The 19,087-nt window shown below is 73.9% G+C and carries 16 protein-coding genes; 12 read left to right on the forward strand and 4 right to left on the reverse strand.

Going from position 1 to position 19,087, the window contains the following annotated elements; genetic code table 11:
- Positions 1–13: 13 nt before the first annotated feature.
- Entirely contained in the window at positions 14–637 is a 624-nt protein-coding gene (locus tag IOD16_RS10540) for an SAM-dependent methyltransferase (RefSeq protein WP_201439881.1), read from the reverse strand.
- A gap of 453 nt (positions 638–1,090) precedes the next feature.
- On the opposite strand from IOD16_RS10540, the gene IOD16_RS10545 reads away from it, so the two are divergent.
- The 9 genes from IOD16_RS10545 (at position 1,091) to IOD16_RS10585 (ending at position 11,423) form a co-directional block, all read left to right on the forward strand.
- On the forward strand, positions 1,091–1,915 hold the full coding sequence (locus tag IOD16_RS10545; protein ID WP_201439882.1) for a hypothetical protein: 825 nt from the start codon (positions 1,091–1,093) through the stop codon (positions 1,913–1,915).
- Positions 1,912–2,865: a polysaccharide deacetylase family protein gene (locus IOD16_RS10550; protein WP_201439883.1), complete on the forward strand. Its 954-nt coding sequence runs from the start codon at positions 1,912–1,914 to the stop codon at positions 2,863–2,865. The genes IOD16_RS10545 and IOD16_RS10550 overlap by 4 nt, the downstream gene beginning before the upstream one ends.
- A gap of 79 nt (positions 2,866–2,944) precedes the next feature.
- A complete protein-coding gene (locus tag IOD16_RS10555; protein WP_236594874.1) occupies positions 2,945–4,234 on the forward strand; it encodes an O-antigen ligase family protein in 1,290 nt (429 codons plus the stop codon).
- A 1-nt stretch (position 4,235) separates the two neighbouring features.
- Positions 4,236–5,279, forward strand: a complete 1,044-nt coding sequence (locus IOD16_RS10560) for a glycosyltransferase (RefSeq protein ID WP_201439884.1) — start codon at positions 4,236–4,238, stop codon at positions 5,277–5,279.
- A complete protein-coding gene (locus tag IOD16_RS10565) occupies positions 5,276–6,208 on the forward strand; it encodes a hypothetical protein (protein ID WP_236594875.1) in 933 nt (310 codons plus the stop codon). The genes IOD16_RS10560 and IOD16_RS10565 overlap by 4 nt, the downstream gene beginning before the upstream one ends.
- The gene (locus IOD16_RS40915) at positions 6,202–7,464 is read left to right on the forward strand and encodes a glycosyltransferase 87 family protein (protein ID WP_268957696.1); all 1,263 of its coding nucleotides are present in this window, start codon (positions 6,202–6,204) and stop codon (positions 7,462–7,464) included. Before IOD16_RS10565 ends, IOD16_RS40915 begins: the two co-directional genes overlap by 7 nt.
- A 140-nt stretch (positions 7,465–7,604) precedes the next feature.
- The gene (locus IOD16_RS10575; RefSeq protein WP_236594876.1) at positions 7,605–8,990 is read left to right on the forward strand and encodes an oligosaccharide flippase family protein; all 1,386 of its coding nucleotides are present in this window, start codon (positions 7,605–7,607) and stop codon (positions 8,988–8,990) included.
- Entirely contained in the window at positions 8,987–10,075 is a 1,089-nt protein-coding gene (locus IOD16_RS10580; protein ID WP_201439886.1) for a glycosyltransferase, read from the forward strand. Before IOD16_RS10575 ends, IOD16_RS10580 begins: the two co-directional genes overlap by 4 nt.
- Before the next feature lie 241 nt (positions 10,076–10,316).
- Complete coding sequence (locus IOD16_RS10585) at positions 10,317–11,423, forward strand: glycosyltransferase family 4 protein (RefSeq protein WP_328809490.1); 1,107 nt, start codon at positions 10,317–10,319, stop codon at positions 11,421–11,423.
- Positions 11,424–11,452: 29 nt separating this feature from the next.
- Here the strand turns inward: IOD16_RS10585 and IOD16_RS40920 are convergent, their stop codons facing one another.
- A complete protein-coding gene (locus IOD16_RS40920) occupies positions 11,453–12,907 on the reverse strand; it encodes a putative glycoside hydrolase family 15 protein (RefSeq protein ID WP_268957698.1) in 1,455 nt (484 codons plus the stop codon).
- A complete protein-coding gene (locus IOD16_RS10595) occupies positions 12,889–14,304 on the reverse strand; it encodes a sugar transferase (RefSeq protein ID WP_201439888.1) in 1,416 nt (471 codons plus the stop codon). Before IOD16_RS10595 ends, IOD16_RS40920 begins: the two co-directional genes overlap by 19 nt.
- A gap of 358 nt (positions 14,305–14,662) precedes the next feature.
- Between IOD16_RS10595 and IOD16_RS10600 the strand changes: the two genes are divergently transcribed.
- Together IOD16_RS10600 and IOD16_RS10605 are read left to right on the forward strand one after the other, a co-directional pair.
- Positions 14,663–15,469, forward strand: coding sequence for a glycosyltransferase (locus IOD16_RS10600; RefSeq protein WP_236594878.1), 807 nt, complete (start codon positions 14,663–14,665; stop codon positions 15,467–15,469).
- A complete protein-coding gene (locus tag IOD16_RS10605) occupies positions 15,469–16,779 on the forward strand; it encodes an FAD-dependent oxidoreductase (RefSeq protein ID WP_201439890.1) in 1,311 nt (436 codons plus the stop codon). The genes IOD16_RS10600 and IOD16_RS10605 overlap by 1 nt, the downstream gene beginning before the upstream one ends.
- On the opposite strand, the gene wecB is transcribed toward IOD16_RS10605, so the two are convergent.
- A complete protein-coding gene (gene wecB, locus IOD16_RS10610; protein WP_201441299.1) occupies positions 16,697–17,869 on the reverse strand; it encodes a non-hydrolyzing UDP-N-acetylglucosamine 2-epimerase in 1,173 nt (390 codons plus the stop codon). The genes IOD16_RS10605 and wecB overlap by 83 nt on opposite strands.
- Positions 17,870–18,084: 215 nt before the next feature.
- Here wecB and IOD16_RS10615 point away from each other — a divergent pair, with 215 nt between their 5' ends.
- Positions 18,085–19,035, forward strand: a complete 951-nt coding sequence (locus IOD16_RS10615; protein ID WP_236594880.1) for a lysyl oxidase family protein — start codon at positions 18,085–18,087, stop codon at positions 19,033–19,035.
- The last annotated feature ends 52 nt before the right edge of the window (positions 19,036–19,087 follow it).

The following is a 19,087-nucleotide window of genomic DNA, read 5'->3' on the forward strand; positions in this document are numbered from 1 at the left end:
ACGCCGGCCGTCCTCAGCCGCGCTTCAAGCGGAGCACGACGTCGGTGCGCGTGCCGTGCACCTGCTCCGGGCTGATGATCTCCCGCTCGACCGACTCGTCCACCTCCACCACCCACTCCGGGCCGAGGCGCAGCGAGCCCAGCACGTCGGCGTTGGTCGGGAACCGGTACTCCACCGGCGGGTTGTCCGCCAGCCACGTCGGCCAGCCGGCGTGGCCCACGACCAGCAGCCGCCCACCGGGCGCGACGGCCTCCGCGGCCCGCGCGAGGATGCCCTCCCGCTCGCCCTCCACCGCCACCGACGAGTGCAGGAACTGCGCCGAGACCAGGTCGAACACCCCGGTCGGGAACGAGCGCGCCAGGTCGTGCCGCTGCCAGTCGATGCGCGGGGCCAGCCCCACCTCGGTGGCCCGCGCCGCGCCCCTGGACAGGGCCACGGCGGACACGTCGACGGCGGTCACCCGCCAGCCCTGCTCGGCGAGCCACAACGCGTCACCGCCCTCGCCGCAGCCCAGGTCCAGCGCGGTGCCCGGGTCCAGGTGGGCGACCTCGCGCACCAGCAGCTCGTTGGCCTTGCCGGTCCACACCTGGCCGCGGTCGCGGTAGAACGTCTCCCAGTACTCCTCAGTTGCGTCCATGCCCCGATAGTGCGGACCACCCCGGTCGGCCGGCAAACAAAGTTGCCGATCCGGCAACTCGGGCGCCGGTGCACCCCCGCGTGCGCGCTGTACGCCCACTGGCCGTGGCGGCGCCACCGGAGTCGGCCGTCGAGGCGGACACCTCCGGCGACGAGCGCCGGCCGCTGCCGGCGGTATGCGCGAGCACCGTGGCGAACTACGGCCGTGCCGTGGCGGCACCCGCCGCGGTGGTTCCTGTCCCGGTGGTCCCTGCCCGGTGGTCCCTGCCCGGTGGTCCGTTCCACGCGGAAACCGTTGAGTAGTCAGAGGGTTAGCTCGATCGTGTAGTCGCCTATCGCTCGAACGAGTCGAGGTCTTTCGGGTTCTACGCTCCCCTTCCGATATCGGGATCACACCGACCGCTTCCGCGCGCCGGCTGTCCCCACGGGCCGATATCTCGATGGGAAGGGTCGCGTGACTGGCTACCTCGAACTCGCCGCGTCCGCGGTGCTGTACGCGCTGGGCGTCGTCGCCCAGGCGGTCGCCTCCCGGCGCGCCGACGACGACGTCGGCGGGCTCGGGCTGCTCGCCAGGCTCGCCCGCGACCGGCTCTACCTGCTCGGCTTCGCGGGCCAGGTGGGCGGCTTCGCGCTGGCGTTCCTGGCCCGCGCCCGGCTGCCGCTCTACCTCGTCCAGGCCGGCTCGTCGTGCGCCGTCGGCCTCGCCACCCTGTTCGGCATCGCGGTGCTCGGCTGGCGGGTCCGCGTGGTCGAGGTCGTGGTGCTGGTCGTGATGGCGGCCGGGCTGGTCCTGCTCGTCGCGGCGGCCACCCCGTCGGCCGCGCACGACGTGCCGCAGGGCCCCGGCATCGTCCTGTTCGGACTGCCCCTGGTCGCGCTCGCCCTGGCGCAGCGCCGGATCGGCGGTGTGGTGCCGCTGGCCGCGGCCGCCGGGGTGGCGTTCGCGGTGGTCGCCATGACCAGCCGCACGCTGGCCGACGAGCCCTTCCCGACCCTCCCGCTGTACCCGCTGGCGTGGCTGATGGTCGTCGCCGCGCTCGTCGGCCAGTCCTACCTGGCGCTGGCCCTGCGCCGCGGCTCGGCCACCTCGACCGTCGCCACCATGGACGCCACCACCGTCGTGCTCACCTCGGTCATCGGCATCGCCGCGCTCGGCGACGCGATCACGCCCGGCCGCGAGTGGTGGGTGGCGCTGGGCGTCGCGCTCGTCGTGTCCGGCGTGCTCCTGCTCGGCTACGCCGACCGCTTCGCCAAGGCGCCGGCGGAGGTGGCCGGGTGAACACCGCCAGCGTCTCCCTCGACCTCGACAACCTCTGGGCCTACCTGAAGACCCACGGCGACCCCGAGTGGGAACGCCGTCCCAGCTTCCTGCCCACCGCCGTGCCGCGGCTGCTCGAGGTCTTCGGCGCGCACGGCCTCACCACGACCGTCTTCGTCGTCGGCGCGGACGCCGAGCGCGACGACGGCGCGCGGGCCGTCGCCGACATCACCGCCGCCGGGCACGAGGTCGGCAACCACTCCTACGGCCACGAACCCTGGCTGCACCGCTACACCCGCGACCGGCTCGAAGCCGAGCTCGCCCGCACCGAGGCGGCGATCGTCGCGGCGGGCGCGCCGCGGCCGACCGGGTTCCGCGGCCCCGGCTACAGCGTCACCCGCGACCTGCTGGAGCTGCTCGCCGAGCGCGGCTACCGCTACGACGCCAGCACCCTGCCCACCTGGATCGGCCCGCTCGCCCGCGCCTACCACAACCGCACCGCGCCGACCGGCGGCGAACGCGACCTGTTCGGCGGCTTCTCCCGCGTCCGCGCGCCGAACCGCGCCTACCGCTGGCGGGTCGGCTCGGGCCTGGTCGAGCTGCCGGTCACCACGATGCCGCTGCTGCGCGTCCCGATCCACGGCTCCTACCTGCTGCAACTGCACCAGCTCTCGCCGCGGGTGGCTCGTGCGTACTTCACCGCAGCGTTGCGGTTGTGCCGGGCGCGGGGCGTTCAGCCGTCGCTGTTGCTGCACCCCACGGACGTGCTCGGCGCGGCCGAAGCGCCCGGCATGGAGTTCTTCCCCGGCATGGCGGTGCCCGGCGCGCGGAAGGTCGAGTTCCTCGGGTGGGTGCTGGGCGCGCTGCGCGAGCACCACTTCGAGGTGATCGGCACCGGCGCGCACGTCGACCGGCTCGACGCGGGACTGCGCGAGCACGACACCGGGCTGCTGGCGCGGTGCGGCGGGTGACGCGGCGGACGGCGTCGCGAGCGACCGGCCGGGCGACGGGCCGTGGCGCGGGGGCGGCGTCGGACCGGGTGGTGTCGGGGTGACGGACCGGGTCGCGCCGGGGCGACCGGGTGTGCCGTGGCGCTCGGGTGTGCCGTGGCGGTCGGGTGCGTCGGGTCGGCCGGTGGGGTGGGCGGCGGGTCCGGCGGGGGTCGAGGGGTGGTTGGCGGGGCTGGTGCGGGTCCTGGCGTGTGCGACGGTGTTCGCCGCGCCGTTGGAGGGCTACCTCCTCCAGGTGCACGGCCACCTGGCCAAAGCGCCGTCCGCGCTGCTCGTGCTCGCCTGGGCCGTGCTGAGGGCGCGGCAACGCCGCGCGCCCGAGCCGCACCCGGCGCACGTGGTCCTCGCGGCGCTCGCCGTCGTGCTCCTGGCGTCCTGGGCGGTGCACGCGGGCGGTCCGTTCGCGACCGGGTACGCCGTGCGCTGGCTGCCGTTCCTGCTGATCACGGTGGTGCTGATCGACGTCGTCTCCCGGGAGGCGCCCCTGCGCGCGGTGCTGGTCGCGACCGTGGCCGGAGCGGTGGTCGCGGCGGTCGGCGCGTTGGCGGGCCTGGTCGCCGAGGGGCAGACGCGGGCCGCCGGGCCGCTGGAGGACCCGAACGACCTGGCCTACTTCCTGGTCGCCGCCCTGCCGCTGGTGGTGGCGCTGCGCCACCGCGTGCCGACCGCCGTGGCGGCCGTCGTGCTCGCCGCGGGCGCGGCGGCGACGTTCTCCCGGGGCGGCGCGCTCGCCCTCACCGCCGCCGTGGCGTGGCTGCTCGCCCGCCGCGCGGTGCCGCTCAGGGCGTTGGCGGGCGGTGTGGCGGCGCTGGCCGTGCTCGGGGTGGCCGCGGTCCTGTTCGCCGGACCGGAGCTGGACCGGGCGGTGCGGGAGAAGAACCACGTCGCCGGGACCAACGTGGACACCCGCGAACTGCGCTGGCAGGCCGCCGCGCGCATGGTCGCCGAGCACCCCGTGCTCGGCGTGGGACCGGGCGGGTTCCGCGAGGGCTACCCCGCCGCGTCGAACAACGCCGAGATCGACGAGCAGACCCCGGTGGCGCACAACATGTACCTGGAGGTCGCCGCCGAACTCGGCGTGCCCGGCTTCGCGCTGTTCGCCGCGCTCCTCGTGCTCACCGCGGCCACCAGCGAACGCGTGCGCCGCACCACCGACGACCCGCTGCCGATCGTCGCCGTCCAGGCGTCCCTGATCGCGGTCGTGGTCGCCTCCACCTTCCTGTCCCAGCAGTACTACCTGCCGTTGTGGTCGCTGGTCGCGGTCGTGGCCGCGGCCGACCTGCGTCTGAGGAGAGCGAGCGACGTTGCGTGTGCTCCACGTGATCAGTGAGATGGGTACCGGCGGCGCCGAGGCGCTCGTCGCCGGGATGGCCAGGTCGGGCGAGCAGTTCGGCTGGCACTCGGCCGTGGCCAGCGGCGGCGGGCACCGGGCCGAGGCGTTGCGCGCGTGCGGCGTGCCGACGTTCACCGTGCCCGTGGCGCGGCGCCGCGCGACCGGCGTGCTGCGCGCGACCACGGCCACCAAGGCCGCGATCCGCAGCTTCCGGCCGGAGGTGGTGCTGGCGCACAACGTCTCGGCCAGCGTCGTCGCGCGCCTCGCCGTGCTGCCGGGCAGGCTGCCGCTGCTGACGGTGTTCCACGGCGTCGCGGAGACCGACTACACCGGCGCGGCCCGCATCCTCAAGCGCACCTCGCGCACGGTCGTCGCGGTCGCCGACGCCACGGCCGACCGGCTGCGCGCGGCCGGCGTGCCCGACCCCGTGGTGATCCCGAACGCGGTGTTCCCGCAACCCGAACGGGTCGACCGGAACGCGGTCCGCGCGGTGCACGGCGTCGCACCGGACGCGCCGGTCGCGCTGTGCCCGGCCCGGCTGGAACCGCAGAAGCGGCACGACGTGCTGCTGGAGGCGTGGGCGGAGGTGGACGGCGGCGCGGTGCTGTGGCTGGCGGGCGACGGCAGCCTCGGGGACGTGCTGCGCGTGCGCGCCGCCGAACTGGGCATCGCGGACCGGGTGCGGTTCCTCGGCAACCGCTGCGACGTGCCCGACCTGCTGGCCGCCGCCGACGTCACCGTGCTCACCAGCGACTGGGAGGGCATGCCGATCGCGGTGCTGGAGTCGCTGGCCGCCGGACGCCCCGTGGTGGCGACCGACGTGGACGGCGTGCGGCAGGCGCTGGCCGGCGGCGGGGGAGTGGTGGTGCCGCGCCGCGACCCCGGCGCGACGGCCAAGGCGCTGCGGTCACTGCTGTTCGACCCCCGGGCCCGGGAGGAACTGGCCGAGGCGGGCCGCGCGTCCGTGCGGCGCGAGCACGACCCGCGGCTGCTGATGCGGTCCTACGACGAACTGCTGCGCACCGCGATCGGAAGGTCATGATGGAGCTGAACGTGCCGCGGGTCCTGGGCGCGCTGAAGGAGCTGCGCGTCCCGGACGTCCTGAAGCGCCCGCTGGCGCTCAGCCTCGGGATCGCGCTGCTCGTCGCGACCGCCGTGGTGGTCGCCGTCGAGGTGGCGGGCAAGGAGTACGAGAGCCGCGTCGGCGTGCTCGCCGTGCCGGCCGTCGGCGACCCCGACCAGCCGCCCGAGGCGAGCTTCGGCGAGGTCGTCGCCCTGTCGCTGCCCGCCCTGGTCGAGGTGTCGCGCAGCCCGTCCGTGCTGCGGGTCCCGGCCGAGGAACTGGGCACCACGATCGACGACCTGGCCCGCCGGGTGTCCGTGGAGCTGGTGCCCGCCTCCGGCCTGGCCCGGCTGTCGGTGCGCGCCGAGACCGCCGACCGGGCCGCGCAGGCCGCGACCCGGATCGCGCGGACCGTGGTGGACGCCGACCTGTTCGCGCCCTCCGCCCGGCTGCGCCTGCTGGACCGGCCCGAGACCACGCAGGTCGCGCCCGACCGGCCACTGGCCTACGGCCTGGCGCTGATCGCGGGCGTCCTGGCGGGTCTGGCCGCGCACGCCGTCGGCCACCTGCGCCGGACCCGGCCCCGCGACCAGGTGCGCGCCGCGCTCAACGCCGGCGGCGTGCGCCGGCCGGTGGCCGTGCTGCCCGACGACGACCCCGGGCTGGCGCAACGGCTCGCGTTGCTGTGCGAGGCGTCGGCCCGGCCCGCGCGGGTCGTGGCGGTGGTGCCGGAACTGGCCGACCGCGCCGAAGCCCTGGCCGCGGAGCTGCCGGAGAAGACCGGTGAACCGGCCGACGGTGACGCGGTGATCGCGGTCGTCCCCCACGGGGGCCCGCAGGAGGAGCTGGCGACCGTGGTCGGCGCGCTGCCCGCCACGGCGACCCTGGTGGCGGTGGTGACGTGCTGAAGACCGCGGCGGTGAAGGACAAGGTGCGGGTGCTCACCGCACTGGTCGTGCTGGTCGGCGCGGTGGCGTCGTGGCGCGCGTTGCGGCCGTCGTGGCAGGCGCCGCTCCCGACGGGGGACACCCTGGCCGAGGAGCGGATGCAGGACTTCCGGGACGCGCTGTACTTCCCGATCCGGGAGTTCCTGGCGGGCGGCAACCCCTACCACCCGGCGACCATGCTGGACCACTGGCCGGTGCGGCAGAGCTTCAACCTCTACCAGCCCTACCACCTGCTGCTGCACGCCCCGTTCGCGCTGCCGGGGTACCGGGTCGGCGCGGTCGCGTTCGCGCTGGCGTCGCTGGTGCTGCTGGTCGCGCTGGCGGTGCTGGCGGCCGGCCGGTTGCGCCCGCACGTGCCGATGGCGCTGGGCACCGCGGTGATCGCGACCCTGCTCCTGCTCAGCCAGGTCGGCAAGGCGCAGCTGTACGTCGGCCAGGTGAACCCGCTGATCGCGGTCGGCGCGGCGGGCGCGTTGCTGGCCCGGCGCGACGCGCCCCGGTGGGCGGCGGTCGCGTTGGCGCTGGCGTGGCTCAAGCCCCAGTTCGGCCTGCCGCTGGCGGTGCTGCTGTTCGTGCGCGGATCACGGCGGGTGGCGTTGACCGGGACGGCGGTCGCGGCGGTCGCCGGCCTGGTCGTGGTGGTGCCGCTGGTGGCTCGCGGCGGCGGCGTCGGGCCGTTCCTGGACGTGATCGCGGCGAACCTGGCCCACGCGAGCCAGACCGCGTACGGCGCGGTCGACTCGATGACGGCGCAGCGGATCGACCTCGCGGCGGTGCTCTACCGGGTCACGGGCGGGCTGCCGGGCGGCGCGGAACCGTTCGCGCTGGTGGCCGTGCTGGTGGTGACGGCGGTGCTGGTGCGGCGGCTGGACCGGATGGGCCAGCCCGCGGCGGCGGACCTGCTCACGTGCCTCGCGGTGGTGGCGGCGGTGGTGCACCAGCCGGGTGACGTGCTGATCGCCGTGCCGTCGTTGGTGGCGGTCGGCGTCGTGTGGTGGCAGGGCCGGTGTGAACGGGACTGGCGGCTCGGGATGTCGGTGGTGCTGCTGCTGGTTCCGTTCGCGCACCTGCACTTCGTGAGCGTGGCGATCCGGGAGGTCACGGGGGCGCGGGTGGACGTGACGGTCGACGGGGTGGCTGTGGTGGTGGCGTGGGTGTCGGCGGCGGTGTTCGCGGCGACGCGCCGGTGTTCGGCCGTGGGCACGGTTCGAGCGTGACGCCGGGGTCTGGGCCGGAGACGGGGACTGGGTCTGGGCCGGAGATGGGGACTGGGGCGGGGTCGGAGACGGGGACGGGGACTGGGGCGGGGTCGGGTTCTCAGTCGGGTTCTGGTTCCGGGGTGGGGGTCGGGGCTGGTGTGGGTGCGGGAACGCGGTGGTTGTTCCTGGTCAACCTGATCAGCAAGGGCAGCCAGATGGCCGTCACGCTGGTGCTGGCCGCGTTCCTCACCGAAGAAGGGCTGGGGCTGGTCGCGCTGGCCGTCGCGCTGGTCAACATCGGCCAGGTCGTGCAGTCGATGGGCGTCTACGACGTGGTCAGCCGCACCGACCGCGACCCGCGCCAGGTGGCGGGCACGTTGCTCGTGCTCAGCGCGGGCACGGGGGTGGTGCTGGCGTCGGCGCTGGCGCTCGCGGCCGACGGCATCGCGCACGCGTTGGACGCGCCGTCGGTCGCGCCGCTGCTGCGGCTGGCGGCGGCGAGCCTGCCGTTCTCGGCGGTGGCCGGGGTGCAGATGGGGCTGCTGCACCGGGACCTGGACTTCCGCCGTCGGCTGCTGCCCGACGCGGGCGGCGCGGTGCTCGGCGCGGCGGTCACGGTCGTGCTGGCGGTGACCGGCGCCGGACCGCACTCGCTGGTCGTCGGGTTGCTGTGCACGGCGGTGGCGCAGCCCCTGCTCGGTGCGGTGGTCGGCGTGCGGGTGCGGCCGGTGTGGGACGCGGGCGCGGCGGCCGAGGCGCTGCGCTGGATCGCGGTCGTCGGACCGGGCGCGGTGGTGGCCGTGCTGCTGATCAACCTGGACTACCTGGCGATCGCACGGGCGCACGGGCCGGAAGCGGTCGGCGTGTACTCGTTGGCGTACCGGATCGCCTGGGTGCCGTACATCCTGGTCGCGGTGGTGCTGGGCGGCGTGGTGCTGCCGCTGTGCGCCAAGCTGATCCGCGAGGGCGTCGGGCTGTCCCAGGTGGTCGGGCGGTTCACCACGGCGGTGCTGGTGCTCACCGGCGGCCTGTACGCGGTGACGGCGGCGTTGGCCGACCGGGTGGTGGTGTTCGGGGCGCGCTGGGCGGAGGCCGCCCTGCCGCTGGCCCTGCTGTGCCTGTACGGCTTGGGGATCAGCCTGCTGCACCTGTGGTACCAGGTGCTCAAAGCCGCCGGCCACGCCCGACGCTACCTGGCCCTGGAAGTGAGCCACCTCGTGCTGCTGGTCGGCGGGCTGCTGGCGTTCGCCCGACAGGGGGTGGTGGCCGTCGCGCTGGTGCAGGTCGCGGCGGCGTGGCTGGTGGTCCCGTGCACGTGGTGGTCGTTGGCGCGGCGGGGAATAGGCCCGCCGCCGGCCTCGCTGGTGCGCGGCATCGGCGGGGTCGCCGCGGCGGCGGCGTGCTGCGCGGCGGTGGCGTCCGGGATCGGTGACGTGTTCGGACCACCCGGATCGGTGGTGGCCGCAGTGGGCGAAGGGGTCGTGTTGGCGGTGGTGTGCGTCGTGGCCGTGCTGGTGGCGAACCCGGAGGTGGTGCGTCGGTGAGGGTCGTGCACGTGAGCCAGCCCGTGACGGCGGGGGTGGCGGCGGTGGTGCTGGAACTGGCCCGCGCGCAACGGGACCTCGGGTGGTCGGTGACCGTGGTGTCCCCGCCCGGACCACTGGCCGAACGGGCCCGTGCGCTGGGGGTGGAGGTGCGGGAGTGGCAGGCCCGTCGGCAACCGGGGATCAGGACGGTGGGTGAGGCGGTGCGGCTGCGGCGGGTGCTGCGCGGGCTCGACCCGGATGTCGTGCACCTGCACAGCTCCAAGGCCGGTCTGGTGGGACGGCTGGTGGTGCGCGGACGTCGCCCGACGATGTTCCAGCCGCACATGTGGTCGTTCCAGAGCACCGGCGGGGTGGTGGCGCGGGCGGCGAAGGTGTGGGAACGGGCCGGGGCGCGGTGGACGCACCAGCTGGTGTGCGTGAGCGACGACGAACTGGCCGCCGGACGCGCGATCGGGGTGCGAGGTGCGGCGGAGGTCGTGTGCAACGGAGTGGACGTCGAGCGGTTCCGGCCGGCGGACCGGGTGGCGGCACGGCGTCGGTTGGGGCTGCCGGACGTGCCGACAGCGGTGTGCGTGGGGAGGTTGGTGACGTACAAGGGGCAGGACCAGCTGCTCGCGGCGTGGCCGGCGGTGCGGGCGCAGGTGCCGGGCGCGCGGCTGGTGCTCGTCGGGGACGGTCCGATGGGGGAGAGGTGGCGTGCCGCGTGCGACGACGAGTCCGTGTGGTGGTGGGGGCACGACGACGCGGTCGCTGACTTCTACGCGGCGGCGGACGTGGTGGTGATGCCGTCGAGGGCGGAAGGGATGGCGTTGGTGCCGTTGGAGGCGATGGCGTGCGGCCGGTCCGTGGTGGCCTTCGACGTGAGCGGGGTGCGGCAGAGCGTCGGCGAGGCGGGGGCGGTGCTGGCCGCCGGTGACGTGGAGGGGTTGGCGGAAGCGGTGGCGGTGCGGCTGGCCGACCCCTCGGCGGCGGATCTGGAAGGTGCGCACGGGCGGAGGCGGGTGGAGTTGCTGTTCGATCGGCGGCAGGTGGCGGATCAGGTGGCGACGTTGGTGGACAAGTTGATGGTGGGGGCCCGGTGAGGGTCAGGGTGATCGGTGGTGCGGGGCGGCTCGATTTGACATGGGGCCCTTACGGGCGCTCCAGGCAGGCCAAAGCCGGGCAGGCCTGGCGGGAAGGGCGTCCGCCAAGCCTGCCCGGCTTCGATCAGCCTAAAGCACCCGAACCCATGTCAAATCGGGCCTCGGTGCGGAGGTGGCGGGCCCGTTGTAGTCGAGATGTCGGGCGGAGTTCGGTGGGTGGAAGGTGAGCGGGCGGTTGAGGGTGGCGTACTTGTTGACGCAGGACAGTGGGGGGCCGGTGGACGTCACGGTCCGGTTGGCGCGTGCGTTGGCGGAGTCCGGTGAGGCGGAGGTTCGGGTGTTCGGGCCCGTGCCTCGGCGTGGGGCGGAGGCGTTGGGCGGGCACCACGAGGTGGTCGAGGTGGGGGACAAGGCCGATGTCCGGGCCGGGCGGCGGGCGCGGGCGGTGGTGCGGGAGTGGCGGCCGGACGTGGTGCACGCGCAGGATCGGCGGGCCGGGTTGGTCGGTGCGGGGTTGCGGTTCCGGCACAAGGTGATCCAGACGTACCACGGTGTGCCGGATGACGTGGGTGAGCAGTGGTTCCGCGGTGTGCGGGGCGCGGAAGGGCCTTCTGCCTACACGCGGACCGTGTTGGCGGCGGATGCCGTGGTGGCGCGGGCGGTGCACCGGACGGTGGTGCCGGCGCAGGCGATGGGACGGTTCCTGAGCGGGCGGTTGAAGGTGCCGGCGACGAGGTTGGCGCACATCGACAACTGCGTTGAGCCCGCGCACGTGCAACCGCCGGTGGGGGTGGTGCGGCGGTTGGTGTTCGTCGGGTTGCTGGTGCAGCGCAAGGGGTTGGCCACGTTGTTGACGGCGTTGGCGTTGCCCGGGGTGATGCCGGCGGACGCCACGTTGACCGTGGTGGGCGACGGGCCGGAGCGGGCGAAGGCCGAGGAGTTGGCGCGCGCGTTGGGCGGCAGGGTGGAATTCCTGGGGTTCCGGGCCGATGTGCCCGACCTGCTGCGGCACCACGACGCGCTCGTGCTGCCGTCCGCGTTGGAGCAGCAGCCGTTGGTGGTGGCGGAAGCGATGGCGGCGGGCAAGCCGGTGGTGGCGACCGACACCGGCGGGGTGGCCGACATGCTCGGGCCCGGCGCGGCACTCGCGGCGCCGGGGGACGTCGACGGGTTGGCTGCCCGGTTGCGCGCGTTGTTCGAGGAACCCCACCCGGAGCGGATCGGAGCGGGACTCGCCGAGCGGGCGCGGGCCCGGTTCGCGCCGGACGTGTGCGCGCGACGCCACCTCGACCTCTACCGCCGGCTGCTGGGTGGAGAGGACGACAAGGTCGGCGAGGTCGGCGGGTGAGTGGGTGGGGCGGTGAGTGGGTGGGGCGGTTACGTGGTGGGGGTGGTTGGTTCGGAGGTGGTTGGTGGGGTGGTTGGTTCGGTGGTCACCGGTTCGGTGGTGGTGGTGGTTGGTTCGGTGGTGATGGGGGCGGTGGTGGTGGTCGGGGTGGTCGGGGTGGTCGGGGTGGTGGTGGGGGTGGCCGCGGTGGTCGTCGTGGCGGTGGCGACGGTGGTGGTGGTGCCGGTGGGGGTGACGAGGACGATGGCGTCGCCCGCGGCGATCTCGACGGTGGCCGGGGCGGCGGCGCCGCCGTCCAGGTTGACCAGGCCCGGTGGTGGGGTGATCCTCGCGGCTTTGCCGGTGGGGTTCACCGCGACGTAGCCGCCGGTGAAGCGGCGGTCCCACACGCCGGAGGGGAGGCGGTTCGCCGTTTCCACGGCCTCGCCCAGGTTCGACTCCTGGTAGCGGGACCAGTCGGGGTTGCGGTAGTCCTTGGTGGTGGCGCCCGACCAGCACGTGTGCGGGCTGGCCAGCAGGGCGGCGGTGGCGTAGCCGACGCGCTCCTCGCGGGCCCCCTTGGTGTGGGTGATCAGCAGGAGCCACGTCTCGCCCAGCGCGGCCTGCGAGCGCAGCTCCTTCCACTCGTTGCCCTTGAACGTGAGCAGTTCGCCGGTGCCGGTGTCGCGCAGGCCGAAGTTCTCCTCCATCGCGCCGTCGTAGCGCGAGTGCGCCGTCCACCGTCCCGCGGTCAGGTGGGACTCGGACACGTTCGGGATCAGCATCTTCCCGGCCTTGTGCAGGGCGTCACCGGCCGTGGTGAGGAACGTGTCCATGCCCTCGCGGATCACCCGGTCGGACTCGGCCGCGTCCTCGGTGCCCTTCAGCACGGCCGACGAGTAGTACTTCAAGGAGCTGAAGTCGTTGTCGGCCAGCACGCCGTCCCAGCCCTCGCGCACCACCTCGGCGGTGACGGCGTCGCTCCACGCCTTCTGGTAAGCCGGGTCCCACACGGTCATCTGCCAGTGCTTCGGGTAGGAGTTCCACTCGATCCGGTGGTTCTTGGTGTCCACCGCGAACCAGTGCGGGTTCTCCCGCTCGGCCTTGAAGTAGCCGATCCCGGTGGGCAGGAACGGCGCGTCCACGTCGCCGACGACCGCCCCGGGGTAGTTGCGGGCGCTGGAGAAGTCCTTGTAGACCAGCACCTTCACCTTCGGGTTGAGCTGCTTGAGCCGGCGCAGCGACTTCGTCTCGGTGGCGTTGAGCACCACCAGTCCGTAGTGCTGCGCGGCGAACGTGATGTCACGGGTGCTCGGCGGCTCGCCGATGCCGTACCACCAGCCGCACGGCGCGAGCGGCTTCGGCAGGGGGCCGAGCGGGAAGTGCGGCGGGTTGCCGGCGGCGGCGCCCACCGTGCACGCCGCGCTCGGCACCAGCAGCGCGGCGGCGCACAGCAGACCGAGGACCCGGCGGGATCGTCGTCGGTTCAGCGGTTCCTTCGGCACAACAGCTCACCCACCGTCTGCAACAGGATTTTCACGTCCAGCCACAACGACCAGTTGGCTATGTAGTAGTTGTCGTATCGGGACCTGTCGACAATCGAGGTGTCACCCCGTAGGCCGTGCACCTGCGCGAGTCCGGTCAGCCCCGTGGGAACCCGGTGCCGGGCCCAGTATAGCTCGTGGATGGCCGAGAACTCCCGAACGAAACCGGGTCGTTCCGGGCGTGGTCCGACGATGGACATGTCGCCCTTGAGGATGTTCCACAACTGGGGGAGTTCGTCCAGCGACGTGCTGCGCAAAAATCGTCCCACTGGTCCGACCCGGCGATCCCCGACCACCGACCAGGTGACTTGGGAATCGTCTTCGCCGTTCATCCTCACGCTGCGCAGCTTGTAGAGCACGAATGGCTGATCGTCCATTCCGACCCGGACCTGGCGGAAGACGACCGGCCGGCCGCTCTCCAGCAGCACGGCCAGCGCGCACAGCCCGATCACGGGGGACAGCACGACCAGCGCCACGGCGGCCAGCAGCACGTCCATGGCCCGCTTGACCCACCAGCTCGGCCTGCTGGTGGGGGCGGTGCCCAGCCGCATCAGGGGGTAGCTGCGCAGCCGCTCGATGTCGGGCCCGTCCTGGTACAGCTCGAACATCCGGGGCACGACCAGGGTGGTGCAGCCGAGCCGGTGCGCGGTGATGGCCGAGTCGACCACCGACGACTCGCGGGCGTGGGAGAACGCCAGCACGACCGTGCCGACCCCCAGCCGGGTGATCGCGTCGGCCAGGTCCTCGTCCATCAGGCCGACCGGCAGGGCGGCGCGGTCCAGGGCGGGCTCCGGGTCGACGAAGCCGACCGGGCGCAGGCCGAACTCCGGGTGCGCCAGCATCGCGCCGACCAGGTCGACCCCGACCTTCCCGGCGCCGACCACGATCGTGCGGTCGCAGCGGTCGAACCTCCGCCGGCACCAGCGGCCGAAGGCGAACACGACGAGCCGCGCCGGTTCGCTCAGGGCGGCGAACGCCAGCACCGCCCACTGCGTGGCGAGGGTGGTCCCCGGCGGCGCGCCGCCGACCAGGCCGGCCAGCGTGACCAGGGCGAACGCCACGGCCGTCGCGGCGAGCGAGCGCGGCAGGTCGTGGAACCAGGACAGCCACAGCCGCCGCCGGTACAGCCGGCACGCGGCCCGCACGCCGAGCAGCGCCGCCGCCACCACCGCGGTCCACCGCGCGCCCGGCGAGTACCGGGCCGCCACGGCGGCGACCGCGGTCAGGTCCACCGCGACCAGCAGCACCGCCACCGCGTTCACCCGCCGCAGCAGGTCCGACCCCGACGCCTCGCGCGGCCGCTGGTGCCGCCACCTGGACACCAGGGTCGGGGTGGCCGCCGAGCCGACCCCGTTCACCGCGGACCGCCCTTGCCAGGGACCGAGCGCGTCCCGCCCACGCCACACCACATACGGACGACGTCCTTCCCACCATGAACCCGATTTATCTGGTCACCCGTTCGAGATCAACCGAACGGGACTCTCTGCTCACTCGGTGTATATCAAGCGTGATTCATCGGCTCTCGTTCACTCTGTCGGTGATGTCTATTCTCCTTTGTGGGTGACGGTCCGGCTCGGGCCCTGCGGTAATTCATCCAGACGTGCGACAGAAAGCCACCGGGGCGGTCGAATCTCGTGGCGGTCCGGAGGCGAATAATTCTGGACCGTCAGCCGCCATCCAGTGAAATGGGGCCCATTGAGCGTCGATGAAGGAGACGTGCGCACCGCGTCGGAAGAGGCCGGACCGGCCCTTTCCGACGGCCCGCGCACCCACGCCCGCGCCCACGTCGTGCTGCCCGCCTACAACGAAGCGGCGTCGCTGCCGCCGCTGCTGACCCGGCTCGCCGAGGCCGCCCTCGCCGGGAAGCTCACCGCCTGGGTCGTGGACGACGGCTCGTCCGACGGCACCGCCGACGTCGTCGCCGACGGCTGGCCGGGCCTGGACGTCCGGCTGGTCAGCCACCCGGTCAACCTCGGTCTCGGCCAGGCCGTCCAGTCGGGGCTGCGCGCCGTGCTGGCCGAGGCCGGCGACGAGGACGTCGTCGTCGTGATGGACGCCGACGACACCCACGACCCGGCCCTGATCCACCGCATGGAGCAGGAGATCTCGGCGGGCGCGGACGTGGTGATCTGCTCCAGGTTCGTCGACGGCGGCGACGACGCGACCGCGCCCCCGCTGCGCCGGCTGCTCTCGCGCGGCGCGGCGGTGCTCTTCCGCCGCGTGCTGCGGGTGGACGGCGTCCGCGACTGCACCAGCGGCTTCCGCGCCTACCGGGTCAGCCTGCTGGCCCGCGCCGAGCGGCACTGGGGCGAGCGGCTGATCGAGGAACGCGGGTTCGCGTGCATGGTCGAGCTGCTGCTCAAGCTGCGGCACTGCCGGCCGGTCGTCACCGAGGTGCCGCTGGCCCTGCGCTACGACCGCAAGCACGGCCCGAGCAAGATCCGGCTCGTCCGCACCATCGGGCAGTACCTGAAGCTGCTGGTCCGCGACCGGCTCACGCCCGCGCCGTACCGGGCGCTGTGATGCGGCCGGCGGACGGCGGGCACGTGGTGGTGGTCGGCGGCGGCATCTGCGGCCTCGCCGCCGCGCACCGGCTGGTGCGGACCGGCGCGCGGGTGACGTTGTTGGAGGGCAGCGACCAGCTCGGCGGGCTCGGCACGTTCTTCGCGTGGCGCGACCGCTGGGTGGAGCGCTTCTACCACTGCGTGATGCCGACCGACGACCACCTGCTCGACCTGCTCGACGAGCTGGGGCTGCGCGACTCGGTCACGTGGCGGCCCACCCGGATGGGCATGGTCGTGGACGGCCGCGCGTTCCCGTTCAACACGGCCCGGGACCTGCTCGGGTTCACCCCGCTGGGCGTGCTCGACCGGCTGAGGTTCGGCGCGGTCTCGGTGCTGCTGCGGCGGCTGGGCCGCGGCAAGGACCTCGACGGCACGCGCACCGAGGACTGGCTGCGCGGCCTGTACGGCGACCGGGTGTGGGAGCTGCTGCTCGCGCCCCTGTTCGGCGCGAAGTTCGGCGCGCGGTTCGGCGACGTGCCCGCGCTGTACCTGTGGCAGCGCCTGGGGCGTGAGGGGGCCGTGTCGGTGCGCGGGTACCCCGAGGGCGGTTACCGGGCCGTCATCGACGCGCTCAGGGCGTCGATCGAGGCCGGCGGCGGCGTGGTGCGGCTGGGCGCGCCGGTGCGGCGGATGGGCGTGACCGACGGGCGGGTGCGGATCGCCCTGGACGGCGGCGAGTCGGTGACGGCGGACCACGTGGTGTCGACGCTGCCCCTGCCGTTGCTGCGGCAGCTCGCCGACGAGGACCTGGCCGCGCGGCTGCCGGACGTGCGGCTGCCGTACCAGGGCGTGGTGAACGCGCTGTTCTTCCTGCGCCGGCCGCTGTCGGGGCACTACTGGACGCCGGTGGTGCGGTCCGGCACGGAGTTCGACGGCCTGATCCAGATGACCCCGCTGGCGGGCGTGGAGCGCTACGACGGGCGGCACCTCGTCTACGCGATGCGGTACACCGACCGGGAGTCCGCGTTGTTCCGGGAGGACGACGCGGCGATCGCGGCGCGGTGGACGTCGCAGCTGCTGGCGCTGCACCCCTCGTTGTGCCGCGAGGACGTGGAGGACGTGCGGGTGTTCAAGGCGCCGTTCGTGGAACCGGTGTACCCGCTCGGCTACCTGGCGCAGCGGCCCCCGGTGGTGGTCGCCGGCACCCCGCTGCTGCTGGCGACCACCGCGCACGTCTACCCGGACGTCACGAGCTGGAACTCGAGTGCGGGACTGGCGCGACGGGTCGCCGAGAAGCTGGCGGGGGCACCACAACCCGTTCCGGGCTGAGCTGCCGGGTGTGCACCGGTTCGCCGCCGACCAGCCGCCGGAGCGCGGCGGCGATCCGGGCCGACGGCGAGCCGGTGCCGTAGGGCGACGGGATGTGCTCCAGGCGTTCCCGGTGGCCCGCCACGTCGTCCAGCCACCGCAGCACCTCCGCGCGCACCCGCGGTCCCGGCGGCACCAGGGTCCCGAACGTGCCCTCGATCTCGGGGCGCTCCGTGCTGCGGCGCACCACGACCACCGGCCGCTTGAGGACGCTGACCTCCTCCTGGATGCCGCCGGAGTCGGACACGACCACCGCGGCGCACCGGGCCAGCGCCAGGAACGCCGGGTAGGCCTGCGGCTCGACCACCTTCAGCGGGCGCAGCAGCGCGCTCAGGCCGAACGCCTCGACCCGCTTGGCCGTGCGCGGGTGCAGGGGCAGCACCACCGGCAGCGGCAGGCGGTTCAGCTCGCGCAGGATCGCCTCCAGGCTGACCGGGTCGTCCACGTTCTCCGGCCGGTGCACGGTGGCCAGCACGTAGCCGTCGCGCTCGAGCTCGTGCGCGGCCAGGACGACGGCCTCCTCGTCCCGGCCGGGCAGCGCCGTCACGAGGGCCTCGACCACGGTGTTGCCGGTGACCGCGATGCGCTCCTCGGGGACGCGCTCGGCCACCAGGTTGGCGTGGTTGAGCGGGGTCGGCGCGCAGCACAGGTCGGCGAGGTGGTCGATGGCGACCCGGTTGTGCTCCTCGGGCATCGCCCGGTCGAAGCTGCGCAGCCCCGCTTCGACGTGCACCAGCGGCACGTCGTTGGCGTTGGCGGCCAGCGCGCCGGCGAGCGCGGACGTCGTGTCGCCCTGCACGATCACCGCCCTGGTCGGGTGCCGCGCCAGCAGCTCGTCCACGGCCGCGACGGCCGCGCCGAGCTGGCCGCCGCGCGTGCCGCCGCCGACGGACAGCTCGTGGAACCGCCCCGGGCGGCCGATGTCCTGCCGGATCCGGTGGTACATCGCGGTGTCGTAGTGCTGTCCGGTGTAGACGACGGTGGCGCTGGCGCCCATCACGCGGATCAGCGGCGCGAGCTTGATCAGCTCCGGCCTGGTGCCGCACACCATCGTGACGGTGCCGGGGACTCCCTGGTCGATCGGACCCACCTCCAGTCGCGGACGACGCGCGCCCGGGGCGCGATCGCGGTGAAGGTTAGAGTCCCGGTGGTCGATTTCCCTTGTGCCTCAGTCGATCGAGTGAACTTGACCGTGGCTGGGCCCGAGTTGTCGGTGCGGCTCAGTAGGTTGGTGAGTGGATCATTCTGGAGTGGACGGGTAGTTCGATGATGCGAAGACACCTGGCGTTGATCACCACGGCGGTGCTCGTGGCGGCGGGCGTGGGGCCGTCGCACGCGCAGGGGGCCGAGCAGGTGCTGCTCCCGGACCTGCGGCAGGCCCCGGTGGGGTGCGGCGGCGGGTTCTCCGGCAACCCGTCGTGGTGCGTCGACTGGGACGTGTGCCCGGTCGCCGACCCGGCCGCGCCGAACGGCGAGTGCGTGCAAGTGGGCCCGATCGGGGCAGTCCGGCTGCGGTTCACCACATCGGCGGACAACGTCGGCGACGGGCCGTTGCTGATCCACGGCAGCCGGGCGGACGCCGGGCAGCGGGAGATGACCGCGCGGCAGGCGTTCCAGTCCGCTGTGGACGGTTCGATCCCGATGGCCTACGACCAGGCGCAGCACCCCGTGCCCGCCACCCTGTACTACGAGCCGGCGGCGACGCACGAGCACTGGCACCTGCTCGGCTTCGAGCACTTCCAGCTCCGCACACCTTCGGGTGACACGGTGGTCACCGACCGGAAGACCGGCTTCTGCCTCGGCGACCGGTACGAGACCCGCGACCGGCTGCCGAACCGCCCGACCGCGGACGACAGCCCGCAGAGCCGGTTGGCGGCGGCGTTGCAGGTGAACCGGTGCGGCCACCACTCACCGGGGGCGTTGAGCGTGGTGCAGGGGATCTCGGTCGGCCACGGCGACGACTACCTGCACACCGTCGACTTCCAGTGGCTGGACATCACCGCGGTGCCTTCCGGGGTGTACGACGTGGTGAACGTCGTCAACGGCGACCGCACCCTGGTCGAGAAGTCCTACGCGAACAACGCCTCGGCCATGGCCGTGTCGATCCGCTGGCCGGGCAACGCCACCGCGCCACCGGCCACCGTCACCATCCCGCCGCAGGTGCGGCTGCTGCGGAACTGCCCGGGCGCCGAGCGGTGCGCCGCGCTGCGCCGGTGACGGTCAGGCCGGTCGGCGAGCGGTCCGCCCGTGCCCGCCGCGCGCTGTAACG

It is taken from the genome of Saccharothrix sp. 6-C (assembly GCF_016695385.1).
Classification (GTDB): Bacteria; Actinomycetota; Actinomycetes; order Mycobacteriales; family Pseudonocardiaceae; genus Actinosynnema; species Actinosynnema texasense.